Annotated in this window: 16 protein-coding genes; 4 read left to right on the forward strand and 12 right to left on the reverse strand. The window is 74.7% G+C overall.

The annotated features are described in order from the left end of the window. Positions 1 to 40: 40 nt before the first annotated feature. Complete coding sequence (locus ACSNOK_RS14165) at positions 41 to 481, reverse strand: DUF6278 family protein (protein WP_436780997.1); 441 nt, start codon at positions 479 to 481, stop codon at positions 41 to 43. 158 nt (positions 482 to 639) lie between these two features. Between ACSNOK_RS14165 and ACSNOK_RS14170 the strand changes: the two genes are divergently transcribed. Then, the gene (locus ACSNOK_RS14170; RefSeq protein WP_436781011.1) at positions 640 to 2,496 is read left to right on the forward strand and encodes an SGNH/GDSL hydrolase family protein; all 1,857 of its coding nucleotides are present in this window, start codon (positions 640 to 642) and stop codon (positions 2,494 to 2,496) included. 508 nt (positions 2,497 to 3,004) lie between these two features. On the opposite strand, the gene ACSNOK_RS14175 is transcribed toward ACSNOK_RS14170, so the two are convergent. Further along, positions 3,005 to 4,207 carry an IS110 family transposase gene (locus tag ACSNOK_RS14175; protein WP_436780998.1) on the reverse strand — a complete coding sequence of 401 codons (1,203 nt, stop codon included), beginning with the start codon at positions 4,205 to 4,207 and terminating at the stop codon, positions 3,005 to 3,007. Between the two features lie 1,009 nt (positions 4,208 to 5,216). Continuing rightward, the gene (locus ACSNOK_RS14180; protein WP_436780999.1) at positions 5,217 to 6,104 is read right to left on the reverse strand and encodes an NmrA/HSCARG family protein; all 888 of its coding nucleotides are present in this window, start codon (positions 6,102 to 6,104) and stop codon (positions 5,217 to 5,219) included. Between the two features lie 125 nt (positions 6,105 to 6,229). Between ACSNOK_RS14180 and ACSNOK_RS14185 the strand changes: the two genes are divergently transcribed. Together ACSNOK_RS14185 and ACSNOK_RS14190 are read left to right on the forward strand one after the other, a co-directional pair. After that, the gene (locus ACSNOK_RS14185; protein ID WP_436781000.1) at positions 6,230 to 6,709 is read left to right on the forward strand and encodes a MarR family winged helix-turn-helix transcriptional regulator; all 480 of its coding nucleotides are present in this window, start codon (positions 6,230 to 6,232) and stop codon (positions 6,707 to 6,709) included. Between the two features lie 90 nt (positions 6,710 to 6,799). Beyond that, entirely contained in the window at positions 6,800 to 7,249 is a 450-nt protein-coding gene (locus ACSNOK_RS14190) for a MarR family winged helix-turn-helix transcriptional regulator (protein WP_436781001.1), read from the forward strand. A 183-nt stretch (positions 7,250 to 7,432) separates the two neighbouring features. On the opposite strand, the gene ACSNOK_RS14195 is transcribed toward ACSNOK_RS14190, so the two are convergent. The 3 genes from ACSNOK_RS14195 to ACSNOK_RS14205 form a co-directional block, all read right to left on the reverse strand. Then, positions 7,433 to 8,212: an exodeoxyribonuclease III gene (locus ACSNOK_RS14195; protein WP_436781002.1), complete on the reverse strand. Its 780-nt coding sequence runs from the start codon at positions 8,210 to 8,212 to the stop codon at positions 7,433 to 7,435. A gap of 86 nt (positions 8,213 to 8,298) precedes the next feature. Continuing rightward, the gene (locus ACSNOK_RS14200; RefSeq protein ID WP_436781003.1) at positions 8,299 to 8,943 is read right to left on the reverse strand and encodes an MBL fold metallo-hydrolase; all 645 of its coding nucleotides are present in this window, start codon (positions 8,941 to 8,943) and stop codon (positions 8,299 to 8,301) included. A 49-nt stretch (positions 8,944 to 8,992) separates the two neighbouring features. Further along, positions 8,993 to 13,102, reverse strand: a complete 4,110-nt coding sequence (locus ACSNOK_RS14205; protein WP_436781004.1) for an alpha/beta fold hydrolase — start codon at positions 13,100 to 13,102, stop codon at positions 8,993 to 8,995. 1,774 nt (positions 13,103 to 14,876) lie between these two features. Between ACSNOK_RS14205 and ACSNOK_RS14210 the strand changes: the two genes are divergently transcribed. Then, a complete protein-coding gene (locus ACSNOK_RS14210; protein ID WP_436781012.1) occupies positions 14,877 to 15,251 on the forward strand; it encodes a VOC family protein in 375 nt (124 codons plus the stop codon). Positions 15,252 to 15,341: 90 nt separating this feature from the next. Here the strand turns inward: ACSNOK_RS14210 and ACSNOK_RS14215 are convergent, their stop codons facing one another. The 6 genes from ACSNOK_RS14215 to ACSNOK_RS14240 all read right to left on the reverse strand — a co-directional run bounded on the left by ACSNOK_RS14215 (position 15,342) and on the right by ACSNOK_RS14240 (position 22,828). Continuing rightward, the gene (locus tag ACSNOK_RS14215) at positions 15,342 to 16,619 is read right to left on the reverse strand and encodes an APC family permease (RefSeq protein ID WP_436781005.1); all 1,278 of its coding nucleotides are present in this window, start codon (positions 16,617 to 16,619) and stop codon (positions 15,342 to 15,344) included. A gap of 275 nt (positions 16,620 to 16,894) precedes the next feature. Further along, positions 16,895 to 19,174, reverse strand: a complete 2,280-nt coding sequence (locus ACSNOK_RS14220) for a heavy metal translocating P-type ATPase (RefSeq protein WP_436781006.1) — start codon at positions 19,172 to 19,174, stop codon at positions 16,895 to 16,897. Positions 19,175 to 19,346: 172 nt separating this feature from the next. Continuing rightward, the gene (locus tag ACSNOK_RS14225) at positions 19,347 to 19,646 is read right to left on the reverse strand and encodes a heavy-metal-associated domain-containing protein (RefSeq protein WP_436781007.1); all 300 of its coding nucleotides are present in this window, start codon (positions 19,644 to 19,646) and stop codon (positions 19,347 to 19,349) included. Positions 19,647 to 20,954: 1,308 nt separating this feature from the next. Then, positions 20,955 to 21,362 carry a hypothetical protein gene (locus ACSNOK_RS14230; protein WP_436781008.1) on the reverse strand — a complete coding sequence of 136 codons (408 nt, stop codon included), beginning with the start codon at positions 21,360 to 21,362 and terminating at the stop codon, positions 20,955 to 20,957. A 130-nt stretch (positions 21,363 to 21,492) separates the two neighbouring features. Beyond that, complete coding sequence (locus ACSNOK_RS14235) at positions 21,493 to 22,104, reverse strand: BLIP family protein (protein ID WP_436781009.1); 612 nt, start codon at positions 22,102 to 22,104, stop codon at positions 21,493 to 21,495. Between the two features lie 130 nt (positions 22,105 to 22,234). Then, positions 22,235 to 22,828, reverse strand: a complete 594-nt coding sequence (locus ACSNOK_RS14240; RefSeq protein WP_436781010.1) for a BLIP family protein — start codon at positions 22,826 to 22,828, stop codon at positions 22,235 to 22,237. Between the last annotated feature and the right edge of the window lie 278 nt (positions 22,829 to 23,106).

Raw genomic sequence — 23,106 nt, forward strand, 5'->3', positions numbered from 1 at the left:
GTGTATAAGAGACAGCCTCGGCCCGCCGCCCCACCCGCCGTCACTTCTCGGACAGCTCGGCGTACACCTGGGAGAGCTCCGGAGCGCCGTCCTCCGCCCAGGCGTGCCCGGTCTCCACCACGTCCACCTCACGGCCGCCGGCGAGCCGGACCACCGGCTGTCCGTCGGCCCGGATGTACCAGGCCGCGCCGCCGACGGTACGCACCAGCACCGTCCCCAGGTACAGCCCCGCGTCGTTGCCCAGCCAGGACTGGAGCTCCTCGTCGCCGCGCCAGCGCGGCTGCAGCTGGTCGAGCGCGGCCAGGGAGGACGGCCCGTCGTCGAGCGCCACGCCCGCCGACTCCGCCTGCGCGCGCAGCAGTTCGCACTCCGACAACAGCTCGGCCAGGCCCTCCGGGTCCCAGTCGGCCGTGCCGTGCGCGGCGCCCCCGCGTGCCGCGTCGTGCCGCCTGCGCCAGCCGTCCAAAAAGGGAATGTTCATACCGGCAAGGATCGCACTCGCGCAGATGGCCCCACCACCCGCACGCTGCCGGAGGACCGGCGGGACGAGGCCCGGCGGCCTCCTTGACGTGGTCCGGTCGTCTCCCTAACTTCATCCCGCCACATTCAGCGTGGGGAATCACGGGAGGCATGAGAAGCATGCTCCGGACAGCGCACGGCACAGCACTCACCAAGCGGCGGCACAGACGGCGGGGAGCGGCGGGAGCCGTGCTGGCGGGGGCGGTCTGCGCCGTCGCCTTCGCGAACACCCCGGCGCTCGCCCGCCCCGGTGCGCCGGCCGAACCGGCGAAGGAGCCGCTCCCCCTGGAGCGGCTCTTCGACAACAAGGCGGTGAGCGACGACGCCCGGCCGCGGGAGGCGGACTTCGACGGGGCGGGCGGTTCCTTCTCCGCCCAGGACCTCGCCGCGGCGGGCTGGTCCCCCGGCCGGGAACTGCCGGTCGACGGCTCCCCGCTGCGCTGGCCGCGCTCGAAGCCGGGCACGCCGGACAACGTCCGCGCGGCCGGCCAGACCGTCCGGCTGCGGGGCGTCGGCGACGCCCTCACCTTCCTCGTCGCGGGGAGCGCGGCGTCCGGGCCGGGCGGTGACGTGAGCGGCACCGGGACCGTCCGCTACCGCGACGGGTCCCGCACCACGTACCGGCTGACGGCCCCGGACTGGCGGCGGGGCCCGCTGACCACCAAGGCCGTCGGCCTCCCCCACCTCAACACCCCCGGCGGGCGCCGGACGGAGACGACGCGGCTGCACGCGGTCACCGTGCCGGTGGCCCGCGGGCGCGAAGTGGACTCGGTCGTCCTGCCGCAGACCCCCCGCGCGTCCGTCGGGCTGCACATCTTCTCCATGGCGCTGCGCGCTCCCTCGAACGGGTGGACCGGCAGTTGGGCCGCTCCCACGTCCGGGTACGCGGCCGTCGGCCCCTGGAAGGACCGGACGCTGCGGCTGGTGGTGCACGGCAGCGCGGGCGGGGCGACGGCACGGGTCCGGCTGGAGAACACGTTCGCCGCGGAGCCGGTGCGGATCGGCCATGCGACGGTGGCGCTCCAGGGCAAGGGCGCGGCGGCGACGGCCGCCCCCCGGACGCTCACGTTCGGGGGAAAGCAGGCGGTCGTCCTGCCGGCCGGGACGCAGCGGTTCAGCGATCCGCTGGGCTTCCGGGTGCCGCCCGACACCAGCCTCCTGGTCAGCATCCATCTCCCCGGCACCGTAAGGACGTTGCCGGTGCACCACTACACCAACCAGCGGTCGTACCTGACCGCCGACGGCGGCGGCGACCGCACGGCCGACCGCGACGCGGGCGCGTACACCGGGACGCTCGCCAACTGGCCGCTGCTCACCGGCGTCGACGTCGGGGGCGGCCCGGGTTCGGTGGTCGCGCTCGGCGACTCGATCACCGACGGCGAACGGTCCACCCCGGAGGCCAACGGGCGCTGGCCCGACCTGCTGGCCCGGCGGCTGCGCGCCCAGCACGCGGTGCCGGCGTACGGCGTGCTCAACAGCGGGATCTCCGGCAACCGGGTGGTCGACGACCGCTACCAGGGCAGCGGCCCGAGCACCACGCTCAGCGGCGTCAGCGCCGGCCACCGGCTGGAGCGCGACGTGCTGGCGCAGACCCAGGCCCGGACGGTGATCGTCTTCGAGGGCGTCAACGACATCCGGGCCGGCACCACCGCCACCCAGGTGATCGCGGCACTGCGGTCGATCGCGGAACGGGCGCACGAGCGGGGCCTGCGGGTCATCGCGGCCACCATCGCGCCGTGCGGCGGCTTCCACGACTGCACGGCGACGGCCGAGGCCCAGCGCACGGCGATCAACCGGCACATCCGGGCGAACGGCGGGGTGTACGACGCGGTCTTCGACTTCGACGCGGCCATCCGCGACCCACAGCACCCGGAACGGATGCTGCCCCGCTTCGACGGCGGAGACCACCTGCACCCGAACGACGCGGGCATGAAGGCGTTCGCGGACGCGGTGGACCTGCGGCGGTTGGTGAACTGAGGCGGGGGCCGGCGGCGGGTGCCCGACGGATGCCCGGCGGGCGCTCGGCGGAGGCTCGGCGGACGCCGTGGGCCTGCGGCGGCTGGTGAAGTGAGGCGCGGCGAGCCTCCGGCCGGAGTGCGACGGACGCCCGGCAGGCGCTCGGCGGATGCTCGGCCAGAGCGCGGCGGGCGCCCGGCGGAGGCTCGGCGGGCACTGGCGGACGCTCGGCCGAAGCTCGGCGGACGCTCGGCGGACGCGGTGGATCTGCGGCGGCTGGTGAACTGAGGCGCGGCGAGCCTCCGGCCGGAGCGCGACGGACGCTCGGCGGGCGCCCGGCGGAGGCTCGGCGGGCACTGGCGGACGCTCGGACGAAACTCGGCGGGACGCTGGCGGACGCTCGGCGGACGCCGTACGCCTGCGGCGGCTGGTGAACTGAGGCGCGGCGGGCCTCCGGCCGGAGCGGGGCGGACGCTCGGCCGAGGCGCCGGCTTGGGGCGGTCTCCGGGGGGTGCCTCTATGTCTTTCGTCAAGCGGGGTGTGGGGTTCGGGGTTCGTAGAAGGTGCCGTCGCGGAGCATCGCGAACAGCACGCTGATGCGGTGGCGGGCGAGACGGAGGAGGGCCTGGGTGTGGGTCTTTCCGCGGGCTCGGCATTTGTCGTAGTAGGTGCGGGAGGCTGGGTCGTGCAGGGCGGCGAACGCGGACAGGAACATCGCGCGTTTGAGCTGCCGGTTTCCGCCCCGGGGTGCGTGTTCGCCGTGGATCGAGGTGCCGGACGACTTGGTGGCCGGGGCGAGGCCGGCGTAGGAGGCGAGGTGGGCGGCGGTGGGGAAGCTGGTTCCGTCGCCGACGGTGACCAGCAGGACGGCGGCGGTCCTGACCGCGACCCCGGGCATCGAGGTCAGGACCTTGGCAAGAGGGTGGGCCTCCAGCAGGGCGCTGATCTGGGCTTCCAGAGCGCGTCGTTGCTCGTGGACGGCGGCCAGGGAGCGGGCCAGGGAGGGGATGACGATGTCGAGCGTGCTCGTGCCCGGGACCACGACGGTCTGTTCGTCGAGGGCGTCGAAGACTTCGTCGATCAGTCGCTGGGCCATGCGTGGGGCCTTGGGCCGGATCAGCTCGAGGAGCCGGCGGCGTCCGGCTTTGCGCAGTGCGGCCGGGGAGCCGTGGCGTTCGAGCAGCCAGGTCACGGCCTGGTGGCCGAGCCGGGGCCCGAGCACGCGCTCCAGCGAGGGGTGGAACTGGGTGAGCAGGCCGCGGATGCGGTTGGAGGTGCGGGTGGCCTCGGCGGCAAGGTCCTGGTCGAAGCCGGCCAGCACGGTCAGCTCGGCCGTGATCTCGTCGGTCAGCTCCAGCGACCGCAGGGTGTGCGGCATGGTGCGGGCGGCGTCTGCGATGACCGCGGCGTCCTTCGCGTCGGTCTTCGCCTCGCCCGGGTAGAGGTCGGCGATCCGCCGCATCGCCAGGCCGGGCAGATAGGCGACCTTGCAGCCCGTGTCGCGGGCGACGGTCAGCGGGAGGGCGCCGATCGAGGCGGGCTGGTCCACCACGACGAGCACGGTGCCGAACTTCGCGGCCAGCTTGTCGAACACGGCTCGCAGTTTCGGCTCGCTGTTGGGCAGGGGCTTGTCGAAGACCTTCTTGCCCGCCGGGGTCAGCCCGTGGCCGTGGTGAGCTGTCTTTCCGACGTCAAGGCCGAGGTAGACACCCACGTCGTCGCTGTTGTGCAAGCCATCCTCCCGAACGGGGGCTCGTGTCGTGCCGGCCTTGACGTTGGCGCCGTACTCGCGCATCCACGTTATGCAGACCTGCCGCCCGTGAACGGCTCGGCGTTGCACCGGGCCAGGCGGTGGCCGGACCTCTCATCAGCGTCTTCGACGGCGCCCCTCGGGCCCGGTGACACCACCCCCCAGGTCATCCGTTCGACAGGGGGGAACAGCCATGCCGGGCCCGGAGGCCAGCGGCCCTCTTGCAGGACCGCGAAGAACATAACGGGGGAGGCGCGGACGCGTTGCGGTGCGGCCGTCGGTGGTGTGGCTTCGCGCGTGTGGCCGCACGCGGGGTGGCTTGGTGCCGTGCGGGCAACGGCGGCCGGTTCGGCTTGGGTCAGGTGCGGCTTGGATAGGCCCGCTCGGGCCGTCCCGTTCGGGTATGGGCCCGCTCGGAGCGGACGGACTCCGCGGGTCGGCTCGGGGCGGGCGGATCCCGTAGGGGCCGGACGCCGCAGGAATCTGTTCGGGTGCGGGCCGGCTCGGGGGCGGGCCCTGCGGTTCGGTAGCCGGCGCGGGTCGGGGTTCCGAGGCGTCCGGGGGTGCGGGTCATGCGCTCCAGGGCGCCGACGGCCCGTCCGGTACGCGCTCGCCCGGCGAGATGCCGGCGACGAAGGGGGCCAGGAGAACGTACCGGCGCACGCTCGGCGGTCACTGCCGGTCGCCGGCCTCCTTCGGGAGTGAGGGCGAGCCGCTCCGGTGCGGAGAGTCTCACGCAGTCGTGGTCGAACGGGGCGCGGACGGTGGCCCTCGACGCGCGGGGGGCCACCGGCGTTCACCGCGAGTGCCGACGGGGCCTCTCGGTCGGCGGTCTCGCCCCGAGCGCGGCCGGCGTCGAGGGCCTGCCGGGTGATCCTGGTGGGATCGTGCTCTTCCCGCACCCCGTCCCTGCCACAGGTCAGGGCCTGGTGCGTGCGGTGGGCCAGTGGCCGATGGGCTTCGCAAGCGCTCCCGTGGCAGCGGCGGGACCTCAGTGATGTGCCGAGGCGGGGGCGGCAGCCAGAAGCGCCGCCCAGTCCTGGCCGGCGGCCCAGTCGGCGAAGCTCTGCCAGCCGACCTCGGGGTAGGCGCGGCGCAGCCCGGCGACGTCGACGTCGAGGCCGGTGGTGGTGAAGTAGGCGAACATGGCCGCCAGGTCGGCGGACCGCTTCCGGACCTCGCCCAGGAGCACCTCCCGGTGGACGACCGGACGGCCGAGGGCGGTGGCGAGCGTCTCCGCCATCCGGGCGGGGGTGAGTTCGTCCGACGCGATGTCGATGCGCCGCCCGGCGAACTCGTCGCGGCGCGTGAGGGCCAGCGCGGCAAACGCGCCGATGTCGGCGGCGGGGATGAGGGTCAGCGGTCGGCCGGCGGGCATCGGCCAGGCGAAGACGCCGGTCCGCAGCCCGTCGAGGATCCAACCGCCGGTGTAGTTGTCCATGAAGGCCGCCGGGGCGATCACGGTCCAGGGCACACCCGCCGCCCGCAGGTGCCGTTCGATCAGGTGCTTGCTCTCGTAGTGCGGAACCCCGGTGCCGCGGTCGGCGTGGGCGACGGAGGTGAACACGATGTGCCCGAGGCGGGCGCCCGCCGCGGCGTCGACGAGGGCCCTGCCCTGCCGGATCTCGGTGGCCGTGTCGGTGCCGAACGGGGTGGTGACGGCGAAGAGGGAGTCGGCCCCGGCGAGGGCCGCGTCGAGGGAGGCGGGGTCGTCGAGGTCGGCGTGGCGGACGTCGGCGCCGAGGCGGCGCAGTTCCTCGGCGGCGGTCGAGTCCGGGCGGCGGGTCAGGGCGCGCACCCGCCGCCCCGCGGCGAGGAGGGCGCGGGCGGTGGCCCCGCCCTGGGCTCCGGTGGCTCCGGTGACGGCGATGGTGGGCATGGGTCTCCTCCGGGGATAGCGGGGGTGCTTCACGTAAACTGACTGCGCGGCGCAGCAACTGCGCCACGCAGAAGACTATGAGGCATATCGCTGCGCCGCGCAGCGTTTTTTGGAGTGTGATCCGGATGACAGACCCCCGCCGGGCCCGGCTTTACGAGGAGTTGTCGAGGGAGTCCCGCCGCTACCTGGCGGCGTACGTCCTCTTCAACCAGGCCCTCGCCGACCACCTCGGCCTGCACCCGACGGACGTGCAGTGCCTGAGTCTGCTGACGGCCGACCCGGAACCGCTCACCGTCCGGCAGATCGCCGACCTGACGGGCCTGACCACGGGTTCGGCCACCCGCCTCGTGGACCGACTGGAACGGCAGGGTTACGTCAGCCGCACCCCGGACCCGCGGGACCGCCGTCGGGTACTGGTCACTCCGGTGCCGGAGCGGCTCGCGCGCGTCGCCGCGGTGTGGGACGACCTCGGCAGGGGGTGGCGGGCGCTACTGGACGAACACACGGAGGAGGAGCTGGAGGCGATCATCCGCCATACGCGGCGGGCGCACGCGCTCAGTCATGAGCAGATGCGGTATCTGCGGTCGCGACCCAGACCGGAGTGAGGCGCGGGGGAAGGGAGGGGCGAGGCTTCAGAGAGTCGGGGCGCAGCCGGCCTTGCCCTCAACCCTGCTTGAGGTTCTACCTTCACGATCATGACGAACGTGAGCACCTCGCACAACGGCACCACCGCACCCGGCCAACCGCCCATCGCCCTCGTCGCCTGGCACGCCACCGAGGCGATCCTGCGGCACACACAGGCCGCTCTGGCACGCATCGACCTGACCCAGCCCCAATGGTGGGCGCTCAACAACATCGCCCGGGCCGAACACGGCCTGACCCGGGACGAGATCCTCGCTGTCGACGTTCCCTACGGCCTGGGTGCCGAGGTGATCGCCCACGCCGCCGACGCGCTGCTGCACCGGGGCCGGCTCGTCGCCGGCGCGGACGGCCGGCTCACCCTCACGGACCAGGGCCGCGCGGATCTCGCGACGGCGAAGGAGCACATGGCCCGGGTGCGCACGGAGCTCGTCGGTGACATCACGGATGAGGAGTACGCGGTGGCGGTCTCCGTACTCCGGCGCGTCGCCGACAACCTCGCCTGAGCCGTTCCCGAACGGGCGGCGCCGAGACCGCTGCCGGTACCACTGCCGGTACCGCCACCGCTGCCGCCACCGGGCGACGGCTGTGCGGCCGCGCGAAGGCGCCGCGACACCATCGCGCGGACCGCAGACGGACCGGCCGCAAAGGGGACTCGACCTCGGACGGGGCCCGGCCTCGGACGGGATCTACACGTCCAGGTCGACGACGACCGGCGCGTGGTCCGACGCGCCCTTGCCCTTGCGCTCCTCACGGTCGACGTACGCGTCCTTGACGGCGCCGGAGAAGGCCGCGTTGCCGTAGACGAGGTCGATGCGCATGCCCCGGTTCTTCGGGAAGCACAGCTGCCGGTAGTCCCAGTAGGTGTACGGGCGGTCGTACTTCAGCGGCCGGGGCACGACGTCGGACAGGCCGGTGTCGCGCAGGGCGGCGAGGGCGGCGCGCTCGGCCGGGGTGACGTGCGTGGCGCCCTCGAAGACGGCCGGGTCGAAGACGTCGTCGTCGGTCGGCGCCACGTTGTAGTCGCCGAGGACGGCGAACGGGCGGTCGCCCGCCGCGTCGGCGGCCACCGCGTCGCGCAGCGCCTCGAACCAGCGGAGCTTGTAGCCGTAGTGGTCGTGCTCGACGTCCCGGCCGTTCGGCACGTAGACCGACCAGACGCGGGCGGCCCCGCACGTGGCCGAAATGGCCCGGGGCTCCTGCGCGCCCTCGAAGTCGGGGCCGCCCGGGAGGCCCGTCACCACGTCGGCGATGCCGACGCGGGAGAGCACGGCCACGCCGTTCCACCGGCCGGTGGCGTTGACCGCGGCCTCGTAGCCGAGGCCGCGCAGCTCCTCGTAGGGGAACGCGTCCGCGGCGCACTTGACCTCCTGGAGGCACAGCACGTCCGGACGGCTGCTCTCCAGCCAGGCCAGCAGCCGGGGCAGGCGGGCGGTGATCGAGTTCACGTTCCAGGTGGCGATGCGCATGCGGCCACCCTAACGGGAGGGTCTGACAACGTCCGTTTCCCCAGGTGGGAGGGGTCGCGCGCGGCTGCTCCCGCCCGCGTCCGCTCCTAGATCTCGACGCTCTCCCCCGTCGCGAGCCGGGAGTGGTCCGCTCCCCCGACGCCAGGTCCGTCCGGGCCGAGCATCCGGTCGTAGACGGGCCGGGCCAGGTCGGTGAGGAGCGCGTCGTGGACGTCGATCGCCCGGCGCGGCGCGACCTCGCGGAGGTAGTCGATGACGTCGGCGACCCTGCTCCACGGTGCCATCACCGGCACCATCAGCGTGTCGACGGGCCGGCCGGGAACGGTGAGGGCGTCGCCGGGGTGGAAGAGGGCGCCGTCCACGAAGTAACCGACGTTGGTGATCCGCTCGATATCCGGGTGGATCACGGCGTGCAGTTGCCCGTGCACCTCGACGTCGAACCCCGCCGCGGTGAAGGCGTCGCCCTCGCCCACGGTGTGCACCCGCCCCGGGAACGCGGCCGAGACCTGTTCGGCGACGCTCTTCAGCGTCCACAGTTCGGCGGCGGGGTTGGCCTCCAGGGCGGCCCGCAGGCGGCCCGCGTCGAAGTGGTCCGGGTGCTCGTGGGTGACCAGCAGGGCGTCCGCGCCGACGGCCGCGTCCTCCTCGGTGAACCCGCCGGGGTCGATGACGAGGGCGCGGCCTCCCTTCTCCAGACGGACGCAGGCGTGGCCGTACTTGGTGAGTTTCATGTCCTCATGATGGCTCTTCGGCTCCTCGGGACGGTGTCGGGGCGTGGTGTCACAGGTGCGGGTCGGGGCGGCCGGACGTGCTCCGCTCGCCGTCCTCGGAGGGCGGGACGGGCCGGTCGGCGACGACCGGCCGGATCGCGGCGAAGGCGGCCCTGGCGGCGGGCAGGCCCGCGTAGAGGGCGGTGTGCCGCAGCGCCTCCTGGATCTCGCCCGGTGTGACCCCCAGCCGGAGCGCGGCCCGGGCGTGGCCGGGGAGCTCCTGGACGTGCCCGCCCACGGTGAGGGCGGTCAGGGTGAGCAGCGCCCTCGTCCGGGGGTCCAGGCCCGGGCGCGACCAGCTTTCGTCCCAGGTGACGCGGGCCGCGAAGTCCTCGAACTCGCGGGTGAACGGATCCGTGCCGGCCGCCTCGCCGTGCGCTTCGCCGAGTGCCCGCCGCCGCACGTCGAGCGCGCCGCCCGGGCCACCCCCCGCGCCCCCGGCGTCCGCGCCCGGCTCGACCACGGTGAGGGCGTCCGCCGAGTAGGCACCTCCGGCCCGGTGCCGGGCGCGCGAGGGACGGCCGCCGCCGGGCGCCGCGGGCGCGTCCGCACCGGGGGCGGGGGCGGCTCGGCGGGCGAGCCCGGTGTGGCTGTCGGGGCCGGCGACGGGGGTGGAGGCCGGGGTTTCGGTGGCGGACGGGGTCTCGGTGGCGGACGGGGTGCCGGTGGTGGACGAGGTGCCGGTGGTGGACGGGGTTTCGTCGACGCTCCCGATATCGCCGGGGGCGCGGCCGGGTTCCGTGGCGGCGGCGCTCGGGTGATCGCCGCCGGACGCCGCGGAGGCGGCGGACGCCGTGGGGAGAGGGGACACGTCGGACGCGCGGGACGCGTGAGAAGTGTCGGATGTGGCGGAGGCGGCGGAGGCGGCGGACGTCTCCGCACCGCTCCTCACCGCCGCGTCCGCCTCCTGCGGCCCCCTCGCACCGAACGCGGCCTGTCGGCCCACGCCCACACCGATGCCCGTTCTCCCGTCCGCGCGGCGGGAGTTCGATCGGCCGGCGGTGGTGACCGGGGACATCTCGGTGGTGGGCACGTCCACGCGCGCCCGTTCGGCGGAGGGTGTCCCGTCCCCCGAACGGGACGCCGCGTCGGGCGCGGCCGTCGGGGACGTGCCCGTGACCGACGTGTCCGCGCCGGAACTCGCGGCGGAGAGTGAGGACATGTCGGTGGTCGGCACGTCCACGCGGGCGGAACCCGCAGCCGCCGGCTCGCCGGCACCCCGCACCGCCGCACCGTTCACACCGGCACCGGCTTTACGGCGGCCGGCCGAACCCGCCGCGGGCAGCGGGGACATGTCGGTGGTCGGCATGTCGACGCGGGCCGGCTCCGCGACCGCCGGCTCGCCGGCACCCGGAACCCCCGTACCGCCCGCGCCCGCACCGCCCTCACGGCGACCGGCCGAACCCGGCCCGGATACCGGGAACATGTCCGTCGTCGGCACGTCCGCCCTGGCGGGACCCGAACCCGGGAAGGACGCCGCCACGCCGACGGCGGAGGAAGCGGACGACGAGGCCGACGGCTTCTCGGCGGCCGGTGCGACGGCGGGACTCGGGGCGTCCGCGCCGGTTCGTGGCGTCTCCGGACGGGGAGCGGTCACGGGCGACATGTCGGTGGTCGGCACGTCCACCCGTGCGGGGCCGCTCTGCGCGGACCGGGTCGCCGGGGATCCCGCCGTGACGGAACCGGGGCCGCCGGCCGGGTCACCCGACGTCCCTGCCGCATAAGGGGATGGGGAAGCGGAATCCGGACGGCCGAGGTCGGCGGCGCGACCGGGCGCGCCCGCACCGGACCCGGCCGGGGAGGGAGACGGCCCCTGGCCCCGGACCGGCCCGAAGCCGCCTTCGGCGACAGGCGGACGGAGGGGGCCGGGGACGGCGGAACCCGTCGGGTCGGCGTTCACGGCGGGAGGGCCGTACGCCGTCGGAGTGCCTGTACGCGCGGTACCGGCAGCGCCCCCGTCCACCGGGGGGTGGACCGGGCCCGGCGCGGGGGCCGCGGTGGCGTACGGGCTGTCGACCGGCGGGCCCACCGGGCCGAAGACGTCGGCCCGCACCGTTCCGTCGCGCAGCATGGCCTCCGGGCCGTAGGGCCCGGGGGCGGCGCCGAAGCGGGCCGGATCCGGGGCGGCGCCCGGTATGCCGCCCGCGGGAGGCGGCCCGAACACGCCCCGCGGCGCGTCCGCGTCGGCGGGAGCGGTGAACGCCGCCGGCTCGTCGTCCAGGACGATCGGCGGCATCAGCGCCGTCGGCGCCTCGCCGACGGCGGGATCGACCGGCGGGGGCGGAAAGGCGACGGACGGCCCCGCGGGGCCGAACGCGGAAGCGGACCGGCCGTCCGGGGCAACCGACGCCGGAAAACCGCCCGGGAAGGCCGGGCCCCCGGCCGCAGGCGGAACAGCGTGACCGTTCGGCGCGGCCGAGGACAAGCCGCCCGTGGACGTGGACGGGGTGCCGGACGTGGTGGGTCCGCCGACGGACGCGCTCCCGGCGACGGACGCGTCCGGACCGGCGGGCACACCCGGAACGGCCGCGGCAGCCTGGGACGGGCCCGCCGCCGTCGGCGAGGGGGCGGACACGCCGGGAGCGGTCGGCGTCACACCGGCAGACCCGCCCAGAGCGCCCGACGACGAGCCCGCGGCGAAGGGCGAGCCCGCGGCGACGGACGCGGACGGACCGGCCGCGGCGGCCTGGGACAGAGCCGCCGACGCCGGCGGGGCGGCGGACACGCCGGGAGCGGTCGGCGTCAGACCGGCAGACGACCCGCCCGGGGCGGTCGGGACGGCCGACGACGAGCCCGCGGGCGAAGACGGACCGGCAGGCGCGCTCGCGGCGAAGGGCACGCCCGGGCCGACGGACGCGTCCGGAGCGGCCGCGGCAGTCTCGGACAGATCCGCCGACGCCGACGAGCCGGCGGACATGCCGGGAGCGGCCGGCGTCACGCCGACAGACCCGCCCAGGGCGACCGACGACGAGCCCGCAGGCGAGGCCGCACCGGCAGGCGCGCTCCCGGCGAAGGGCACGCCCGGGCCGACGGGTGTCGAGGGGCCGTTCACCGCGCCCGGACCGGCCGAGGCCGCCGTACCAGCGGGTGTGCCCGGGCCCGGACGCGTGGACGGATCCATGGACGCCGCCTCGCCGGGAGCCGCCCCCGGACCGGCCGGCACCCCCGGCTCCGGCCCCGCGCCCACACCCGTACCCGCACCCACACCCGAGCTCGCGGACGCCCCCGGAGCACCGGCCGCCGGAAGGCCGAAGGACGCCCCACCCGCCACACCCGCCGCAGCGGTCGTCGGCGTACCGGGAGCGCGCCCCCGCCCGCCGGCCCCCGGCGGGTGCGGCACGTGCCAGTCCGCCGAGAAGTGGCCGACCAGCAGGTCCGTGACGGCGGCGGGCTGCTCGACAGGGGCCAGGTGCCGAGTGGCGGGGACGACGGCGAGGCGGGCGTCGTGGATGCCGGCGACCAGTACGCGCGCGTCCGCGGGCGGCGTCACCCGGTCCTCGGCGCCGACGAGCACCAGCGTGGGCACGCCCACCCGGTCCAGGCCGGAACGGACGTCGAAGGCGGCCAACGCCTCACAGGCGGCGGAGTAGCAGGGGACGTCGGTGGTGCGCACCATGTGGACGGCCCAGTCCACTATGGCGGGCTGGGCGGCGGCGAAGCCGGGGGTGAACCAGTTCTCGGGCGCGGACCGCGCCGCCGGGTCGAGACCGTGGGAGCGGGCCTCGGAGGCCCGTACGCCCCAGCCGTCCGCCGTGCCGAAGCGGGCGGCCGACCCGATGAGCGCGAGCGACCCGAGCCGCTCCGGGCCGCGCACCGCGAGATCGGCACCGATCGCGCCGCCGATGCAGCAGCCCGCGTACCCGAAGCGTTCGACGCCGAGCGCGTCGAGGGTGGCGATCAGCCGGTCGACGAGTTCCCCGACCGTCACCGCGGGCCGGGCGGGCGCGCCGCCGTGCCCCGGCAGGTCGTAGCGGAAGACCCGCCACTGGCGGGCGAGTTCGGGTACCTGCCGGTCCCACATGTGCCACGTCGTCCCGAGGGCCGGTCCCAGGACCAGGACGGGGGCGTCCTCGGGCCCGTCAAAGCGGTATTGCAGGGTGTTCGCCGGTGTCTCACTCACCCGCCAGACCCTCTCATCTTTCACGGCCGCCCCTATGAGCGGGGTCCTGGCCGTCATCGTCCGGCCGGGTGGAAGACCTCCCGGTTCGCGCCGGGCCTTCGGGGCTCGTGACGGGTCCGCGGCCGTCCGATGTGGCGGACGGCGCGCGTCGGCCGGGGTGACCTCCACCGTGAAGTGGCCGGTCGGTGGCGTGGGGTGGCCCGGCCGCTGGGCGCGCGCGGCCCGTACGCGTCCAGTCGGCCACGGGTCCGACCCTGGTGGCGTGCGAGAGGTGGGTGGGTGAGGGGTAACCAACGCCCGGGGAGAGCCGGGTCGTTGGCGTCGGAGCCGGTAGTCGCCTCGTGGACTCCACTCGGCCCATGGTGGCCGCCTCGGCGGCGTGTGCGGCGATCGGTCCGGCCATCAGGCGGCCGGCCGCCGCGAGGGTCCGCATGAGGCGTCGGCCGTGGTGCGGCCCGCTCCGAGGCGAGACCGGTGCCGGGTCAGGCGTTGCCGTCGCAGGACGCCCATGGGGCTGGGTACGCCGCGTCTCGGTCCGCGCGGTCATGCCGTCCGTTCCGGCGCACGGCACGGCTCCCGCTCAGAACTCGCGTCTGGCCGACGGGTTTTCGCGCATCGGCCCGGTCGCCAGCGCAAGGCCGCTGCCGGAAATGGCCTGCCGGAAGGGAGCTGCGCCGTCGGAGAGGATGCAAGCGTCCATGGTGTGTACCGATCCGGTCGAGACCCTCAGCCGGGGGCCCGGCGACTTCCTCAGGGTGCGCCTGGCCGGTGAAGAGGGCGCCGGGCTTTTCGGCCGGGCACCGGCGTGCCAGGCCCCCAGGTTGTTCGCGGGGCGGCATGCCCCCGAGCGCTGATTTCCCGGGCCGCGCGTCGCCGCCGGCGGCCGGGTACGTGCTGCCGGCTCCGTTCTCATCCACGGCGCGGCCGCGCGGCGTGCGGCACGAGTCGGCGCTCGGCCGGTGGGCGACAGTGTGGCGTCGCCCTCGGCCGGACCTGCGCCGTTTCGTGGCCGGCCATCTCGGCTACGACGAGCGCGTCCGCAGCTTCCGGTTCCGCCGTGAACTCGGTTTCGGGCCCTCGGTCCGGGTGCTCCCCGGCGAACAGCCCTGTCACGGTGCAGGCGCCGAGAGCGCGAAGGGCGGCCTGCGGCAGCAGATCTCGTCACGGGCGTCCGGGACCGCTACCGCCTGACGGAGACCGCTCCCGTCTCCAGCGGCATCCTCGTCCGTTTCGCTCCGGTCGGGGCCATTGCTGCGCCACCTCACCGCGCCGGCCGAGCGGTCCGGCTGGGAGGAGCGCTTCACCGCCCTGGACTCGCTGTTCTCCGAGCGGCCGGCCACCGGTTCGACCGGTCGTCCCCCTCCCCCGCCGAGCGGGCCTGGGAAGAGCTGCGGCGCTACGGGGGGGTGGGTCGCCGTGCGGGATCTCGCCGAGGGGGCCGGTTACAGCCACAAGCACCTGATCGATCGGTTCCGCGCCGCCCAAGACGCTGTCCCAGGTGCTGCGCTTCCGCGTCGCGGTGGCTTGATCAAGAGGGGGATGGGACTCGCGGACATCACGTTGAGCTGCGGGTACACCGACCAGTCACAACTGAGCCGGCATCTCGCGGTTCGCGGGACGCTCCCCGTCGGCGTTCTCCCGGGCCTGGGTCCCGGACGGCGGCGTCCCGGGCAGGGCTTCGTGCCGCAGGAGCCGGGGAGATCCGTACCGCGCGTCCGTCCCCGGTTCCGAGGAGTCGATCATGAAGCAGTAGGCCGTCCTGAGCGTCCCCGGCATCAGCCCGTGCCTCTTCTACACGGACCCGGCGGCCGGCTTCGCCTTCCTGCTGGAGGCCTTCGGGCTGGAGAAGAGGGTGGTCAGGGAGGTGGACGGGCGGGTGGTCGACGCCCAGGCGGGCATCGGGCCGTGCACCGTGATCGTCGGGCAGGCCCGGGACGAGGCGAGGTTCCGGCCGGCGTCGCGGCTGCCGGCCGTGCACGTGGGTGTGATGGTGGCCGTCGAGGACGTCGACGCGTACTTCCGGCATGTCGAGGAGGCCGGAGCGGTCATCGAGTACTTGCCGCGGGACATGTCCTACGGGCTACGCGAGTACGGTGCTCGTGACCTGAAGGGCAACCTGCGGTTCTTCGCCTCACGCCTCACCGGCTGAGCCGGGCCGCCGCCCGCGCGGTGAGTTCGGCGTAGGACTCGTTCGTTCGTGAGCGTTCGGGAGCCGTGGTGCCCCCGGTTCCAGTGGGTCCTACGGGCGCGGTCGGGTGGCCAGGGCGTGGCGGGTGCCGTAGGCGGCGGCTCCCGCGGTGAGGACCGCCGCGCCCCAGAGGACCGAGGCGGCCGGCAGGGCGAAGGCCAGTGCCAGGCAGCCCGCCAGTCCGGTCCAGGGGATCGGGCGGGGCGGGCGCCCCTCGTCCGGGCCGAGGGTTTGGGCGGAGGCGTTGGCGATGGCGTAGTAGACCAGCACTCCGAAGGACGAGAAGCCGATCGTTCCCCGTACGTCGGTCGTCGCGGCCAGGGCCGCCACCACGGCGCCGACCGCGAGCTCGGCCCGGTGCGGCACCTTGAAGCGCGGGTGGACGGCGGCCAGGGCGTGGGGCAGGTGCCGGTCGCGGGACATGGCGAGCACCGTGCGGGACACGCCGAGGATCAGGGCGAGCAGCGAACCGAGCGCGGCCACGGCCGCCCCGGCCCGTACGGCCGGCGTCAGCCCGTCCGCGCCGGCGGCCCGGACCGCGTCCGACAGCGGCGCGGTCGCCGCCGCCAGTCCGTCGGTGCCGAGCACCGCGAGCACGGCGACGGCGACGACGGCGTACACGGCCAGGGTGATGCCCAGTGCGAGGGGGATCGCGCGGGGAATCGTCCGCTGCGGGTCGCGCACCTCCTCGCCAAGGGTGGCGATGCGCGCGTACCCGGCGAAGGCGAAGAACAGCAGGCCCGCCGCCCGGAGCACCCCGCCGAACGTGGCGTCGTCCCCGACGGCCGACCGGGCCGCGTCCGCCGGTTCCGAGGCGAGCGTGGCCACCGCCACGGCGGCGAGCACGGCCAGGACGACGGCGACGACGGCCCGGGTGAACCAGGCGGACTTCCGGACGCCGGCGTAGTTCACCGCGGTCAGCGCCACCACGGCCGCGACGGCGACCGCGTGCGCCCGGCCGGGCCACACGTACGCGCCGGCCGTCAGCGCCATCGCGGCGCAGGAGGCGGTCTTGCCGGTCACGAACGCCCAGCCCGCCAGGTATCCCCAGAAGTCACCCAGGCGCTCGCGTCCGTACACATAGGTGCCGCCCGAGGTCGGGTACCGGGCCGCGAGGCGGGCCGAGGACGTCGCGTTGCAGTACGCGACCAGGCCCGCCAGGGCCAGGGCGGGCAGCAGCCCGGAACCCGCCGCGCGCGCGGCCGGGGCGAGGGCGGCGAAGATCCCGGCGCCGATCATCGACCCGAGGCCGATCACCACCGCGTCGGCCGTGCCCAGCCGTCGGCGCAGTTCGTCCGGCGTTCCGGCGGTGGGTGACGGCCTGTTCATGTCTCGGCTCCCTCGGCGGACCGGCCGCGGCCTTCACGGCGTCCGGTAGGGAGACGATAGGTGTCTCCGCCGGTGCCCGTTGCTCGTTACTCGGTGCCCGTCGCACGTTGCCCGTGGCTGTCGGCGTTGCCCGTCGGGCGTCGGCCGTCGCAGGTCCTGCCTCGCCTCCCGGCGTCGAAAGGCCGGTGGCCGCATCCGGGGACTTCGGATGCGGCCACCGGCCGGGGCGGTTGAGGAGCGGCGTCTGTGCGCGCGGTCGTCCTCGGAGGTCTCTCCTACTTGAAGCTCCTCAGCCGGAGGCTGTTGGTGACGACGAAGACCGAGGAGAAGGCCATCGCCGCGCCGGCGATCATCGGGTTGAGCAGGCCGGCCGCCGCGAGGGGCAGCGCGGCGACGTTGTAGCCGAAGGCCCAGAAGAGGTTGCCCTTGATGGTGCCGAGGGTGCGGCGGGAGAGCCGGATCGCGTCGGCGGCCACCAGCAGGTCGCCGCGGACGAGGGTGAGGTCGCCGGCCTCGATGGCGGCGTCGGTGCCGGTGCCCATGGCCAGGCCGAGGTCCGCGGTGGCGAGGGCGGCCGCGTCGTTGACGCCGTCGCCGACCATGGCGACCGAACGGCCTTCCGCCTGGAGCCGCTTGACGGCGTCGACCTTGTCCTGGGGCAGGACCTCGGCGATGACCTCGTCGATGCCGACCTCGCGGGCCACGGCCTCGGCGACGGCCTTGTTGTCGCCGGTCAGCAGGACGGGGGTGAGGCCGAGGCGGCGGAGTTCGGCGACGGCGCGGGCGCTGGTGTCCTTGACGGCGTCGGCGACCGTCAGGACGCCGCGGGCCTCGCCGTCCCAGGCCACGGCCACGGCCGTGCGGCCCTCCGCCTCGGCGGTCGCCTTGGCGGCGGCGAGCTCGGCGGGCAGCGCGATGGCCCACTCGCTCAGCAGCTTCTCGCGGCCGACGAGGACGGCGTGTCCGTCGACGACGCCCTGCACGCCCAGGCCGGCGACGTTCTCGAAGCTCTCGGGGGCGGGCAGGGTGCCGGTACGGGCGGTGGCGCCGTCGGCGATGGCCCGGGCGATGGGGTGCTCGGAGGCGTGCTCCAGGGCGCCGGCCAGCCGCAGCAGCTCCCGCTCGGTCACGCCCGGGGCGGTGACGACCTCGTGCAGTGCCATCTTCCCGGTGGTGACGGTGCCGGTCTTGTCCAGGACGACGGTGTCGACGCGGCGCGTGGACTCCAGGACCTCCGGGCCCTTGATGAGGATGCCGAGCTGGGCGCCGCGGCCGGTGCCGACCATGAGGGCGGTCGGGGTGGCGAGGCCCAGGGCGCAGGGGCAGGCGATGATCAGCACGGCGACGGCGGCGGTGAAGGCGGCGGTGGCGTCGCCGGTCGTGAACAGCCAGGTGAGCAGGGTGCCGAGGGCGATCAGCAGGACGACGGGGACGAAGATCCCGGAGATGCGGTCGGCCAGGCGCTGGACGGCGGCCTTGCCGTTCTGGGCGTCCTCGACCAGCTTGGCCATGCGGGACAGCTGGGTGTCCGAGCCGACCCGGGTGGCCTCGACGACGAGCCGGCCGGAGACGTTGACGGTGGCGCCGGTGACGGCGTCGCCCGCGGTCACGTCGACGGGGACGGACTCTCCGGTGAGCATCGAGGCGTCGACGGCCGAGGTGCCCTCGGTGACCGTGCCGTCGGTGGCGATCTTCTCGCCGGGGCGGACGACGAACCGGTCGCCGACCGCCAGTTCTCCGACGGGGACGCGGACTTCGCGTCCGTCGCGCAGGACCGCGACGTCCTTGGCGCCCAGCTCCAGCAGCGCCCGCAGGGCCGCTCCGGCCTTGCGCTTGGACTTCGCCTCCAGGTAGCGCCCCGCGAGGATGAAGGCCGTGACGCCCGCCGCGGCCTCCAGGTAGATGGAGGACGAGCCGTCCGCCCGCGAGACCGAGAAGTCGAAGCCGTGCCGCATGCCCGGCATGCCGGCGTGGCCGAAGAACAGCGCCCACAGCGACCAGCCGAGCGCGGCGAGCGTGCCGATGGACACGAGCGTGTCCATCGTCGCGGCGCCGTGCCGGGCGTTGGTCCAGGCGGCCTGGTGGAAGGGCAGGGCGCCCCACACCACCACCGGGGCCGCCAAGGTCAGTGACAGCCACTGCCAGTTGTCGAACTGCAGGGCCGGGACCATCGCCATCAGCACGACCGGCACCGCGAGGACGAGCGAGACCAGCAGCCGCTGCCGCAGGGCGCCGGCCTCGCCGCCGTCGCCCGCCTCCGGCACCTCGCCGGCGTCCGGACGGGCCGCCGCCGGCTGCGGCTCCGGCGGCTCCTGGGCCGTGTAGCCGGTCTTCTCGACGGTCGCGATGAGATCGGCGACCCCGGTCCCCGGCCCGTAGGAGACCTTGGCCTTCTCGGTGGCGAAGTTGACCGTCGCCGTGACGCCTTCCATCCGGTTGAGCTTCTTCTCGATGCGCGCCGCACAGGACGCGCAGGTCATGCCGCCGATGGAGAGTTCGACTTCGGAGGCGGCCGCGGCGGGTGCCGTGTCCTTTTCGAGAGCGGTGCTGGTCATTCGGAGTCTCCTGGGAGGAGGGCCGGAGCTGCGGGCGTCCCTATCAGGGGAGCGGCACGATCCGGCGTACCGGGGAACGGTGTACGGGGTGGGGGTATTCCGGGGTTTCCGGGGTTTCCGGGGTTTCCGGGGTTTCGGCGGGCCCGGGGCGTCCCGCGGCCGGGCCGGTCGGTCAGGCGCGGCCGGCGAGCTCGTAGCCCGCCTCGTCCACGGCGGCGCGGACGGCCTCGTCGTCCAGCGGGCCGGCGGAGGTGACGGTCACCAGCCCGGTGGCGGCCACGGCCTCGACGGAGACGACGCCGGCCAGGGCCGAGACCTCCCGCGCGATCGCGCCCTCGCAGTGGCCGCAGGTCATGCCGGTCACCCGGTAGACGGCGGTGACACCGCCCCGGGCCTCGGGAGAGGCACCGGAACCGCAGGTGCCGGCGGGGGTGCAGCAGGAGCCGGAGTCCGGGTTCGCCTGGGAGGTCATGGCCGCTTCCTTTACATGGTCGGTGCGCGGGGTGCGCATGTCGTCCGCGAGGGGCCGGGGCTCTGCCCGGCGCCTTCCACTGATCACCACTGTATACCCCCTAGGGGTATCCCGGAAGGGGTGGGACCTGAACCCGTAGGGGCGGCGCCGTGCGGGATGAGGGCGGGGGGCACCCCCGCCCCCGGGCCCCCTTCCGTTCACCGAAGTCGCCACGCCACACGGCGTCGCGGGCGCAGTGGGCTGTGACGGGACACCGCCCGTCCGGAAAGTGCGAGGGGGCAGCGGGCATGCGCCCTGAACGCACGCGTGGCCCCGGACCGTTTCCCGCCCCGAGGACGCGCGCCTCAACGCCGCGCAGCGGCAGCCGGCCGCGTTGCCGGACCATGAGGAGATCAGCCTGCGGCTGGGCCGCATGCTGACGACTGCCCTCGCCCCGGCCGACGGTCGCCCTCGACGCCGGCTCCGGCACCACAGCCACCGGCGGCCGGCCGACCTCGCCCCTCCGACGGCGGCGCCACCGCGCCCACCGCCTCGCGCCCGGCCGCCGTCCCGCCCGAGCCGATGGAGGGGATCCGGTCCTCGGTCGGCCGGCTCATCCGGGGCTTCACAGCGCGTGCGGAAAGATCACCGTCAGCTCGGCGACGCCGAGAGGGAACGGTTCGACCAGGCGGCCCGGCGCTCGCCGCGATGACGGTCGGGCGGGTGTCGCGGTAACGCTTTCCGCAGGCCGGGCGCGGGATGCCGTCCACGGAGCTCGTGCGAGGCCGGCCCCTGCCCGGCCGCCACCGCGCTGTTGACGGCGACTTCGTGAGCGCCGGACGGACGCCTTGATACGACACGGTCGTCGGCGAAGGGCCGCTTTGGCCGGCTGCGGACAGTGTCGGCCGGGCGAAGACGGCGTCGCGGTTCGTCCCAGGCCGACCGCACTCCTCCGTGGCCGTGCCGGAACCGGGTGCCAATCCTGGACGGCGGCCCCGGACACGCGGTCCGGCTCGGCCTGGCGGACGACGCGCCGGCGATCACCGCAGCCCAGCTGCGGGGTGTCGTCGTACGGATCGTTGTCGCAGGTCGGTGGCGGGCCGGGGGACCCGGGCATCGTGGTCGTCAGCGATGCCGGCCATGACGACACCCACCCGCCCTGGATCCTTCGAGAAACCCGCTGCCTCCGACCGGCTCGCCCCGGTCCGGGTCCGCGGGGGGCAGCTCCCGAACCCCGAGGCACCGGCCCCGGACGGTCATCCGGTGTCGGGAACAAGCGGTGTCGGGAACAAGCAGCGGGCCGCCGGCGTCCGCCCTGGTGGTGATCGCTCAGCTGCCCTGCGGCGCCGGCGGTCGCACCCACGGTGCGAACCGCTGATGAGGGGCTGCGTCCGCACGCCAGTACCGCAGGACGGTTTCCCGCACGACCTCGACGCGTTCCGCGGCGATGAGGCAGGGGACGGGCTCCGGCCCGCCCGCGTCCGCCTCGAACGCGACGAGAACCGGCGGCTCCTCACCAAGATGACGGGTGACCCGCACGGGTTCCTCGCTCGTCGGGGCGCGGAACACCGGGTCGTGGAACCGTGCCGGGCAGCTCACGAACATCGGATCGCCGAAGATCAGCTCCAGGTCATGGTGACAGGCGAGGTCGTGCCCGGCCGCCGGCCGCAACGCGGCGGCGTCCCAGGCGATCACGTCCCAGTCCCACCAGGTGCCCTCAGGGAGCCGAAGGCCCACGTGTCGGCGTCCCCCGTCCACCGCCCGGCTCCCTTCCCTCCCCTTCGAACCTCCCCTTCGAACGGATCGACAGGCTACGACACGGACGCGGAGCGACCGGACGGCGGCGCCCCGAAGGGCGCCCCGCCGGTCAGGCGAGGCCGCGCTGGTGCTTGTAGGTCACCTTGCCGTCGGTGAGGTAGAACCACCCGCTGGGCGGGAACAGACCGGTGCCGGCCTGGCACTCGTAGATGACCTCCCGGCCGTCGGCGGACGGCCAGTTCGGGAAGCTCTCCTGCGAGAGCACGCACGCGTCCTTGGGGACGGACGCCCAGAGCTGCGCCTCGGTCATGCCGTTCCTGACCCGGTCGTACTGGGACCGCTTGAGGTTCGGCGTCTTGGGCTTGATCAGCATGTTCTGGTCTTTGAGGTACAGCTTGCCGGCCGCGTTGAAGCTGAAGTGCGCGTAGGGCGGGTAGTCACCCGACGTGGTCCTGCAGGTGATGGTGACGCCGCTGTCGTCGCACCAGCCTTCCGACGACCCCGGACTGGTCTTGCCCACGCCGAGCATCCGGGAGACATCGGCCTTGTCCGCGCCGAACCGCACCGCCTCGTACTTCGCCGCCGTGAAGCTGAACTTCTCCTCGGCCGGCGCGTCGGACCGGACGCCGGCCTGCGCGCCCGCGGCGGTGCCGAGCACCGCCGCTCCCGCCGCGATCCCCGCCGCGGCCCATGTCGCCGCCGTCCGCCGGAATACGCTCATCCCCGACATCCCTTTCATCCCAACAGCCCCTTCCATTGCCGTGCTTCGGTACAGGGCCATGCTGGTCGGTCGCCCTCTTCCGGCGATCTCGGGAATCTCCGAGGCACCGGGGCGGCGGGGAAACCGGGCGTCAGGCGAGCTTGTACTCGTACTTCTGGGTCACCTTGCCGTCGGTGAGGTAGAACCGCGCGTTCGGCGGGAACAGCCCTGTGGCCGACGTGCACCAGTACATGACGGTCCGGCCGGTCGTGGCGGGCCAGTTCGGGTACTCCTCGTCCTGGAGCACGCACGAGTCCTTGGGTACGGCCGCCCAGAGCTGCGCCTCGGTCATGCCCCGCCGGACCTGGTTGTACTGGGCGAGGCTGATGGACGGCGCCTTGGGCTTGAAGAGGAGCTCGTGGTGCTTCCGCCACACCTTGCCGGCCGCGTTGTACGAGAACCTCCCGTAGGGCGCGTAGTCGTCGGACTTGGTCATGCAGAGGACGGAGTCGCCGTCGTCCTCGCACCATCCCTCGGCCGATCCGGGCCGGGTCTGGCCCACGCCCAGCATCCGGAACAGGTCGGCCTTGTCCGTGCCGAACTGGACGGCGCTGAACTTCTCCGCCGTGAAGCTGAACTTCTCCTCCGCCCGGGCACCGGCCTGGGCGGAGGAGGCGGTGCCGAGCACCGTCACCCCCGCCACCGCCGCCATGGCCCACGCCGCCGCTCGCCGCAGTACGGCCATTACGAACACCCCTTTTCCGTAGGTCACTTCGTCCGTAGGTCACTTCGGGAACGCGGCACATCCTCCCGGACGGCGCTCTCCGGGCCGTCTCGAAGGGTGCGGGCCGCTCGGCCGGGGAGGCGCGACCGGGGAGGCGCGACCGGGCGGGGGTGATCAGGCGAGGGCCGCGGTGAGGTCCAGCGGTTCCAGCGGCCGGGGGGTGAGGACGCGGGACGACGGTGCCGCCACCCGGGAGAGTTCCCGTACGGCGGAGGGGCGGGCCGGGGCCGCAGCGAGGG

Origin of the sequence: Streptomyces sp. URMC 126, assembly GCF_051386555.1 — a bacterium.
Lineage (GTDB): Bacteria > Actinomycetota > Actinomycetes > Streptomycetales > Streptomycetaceae > Streptomyces.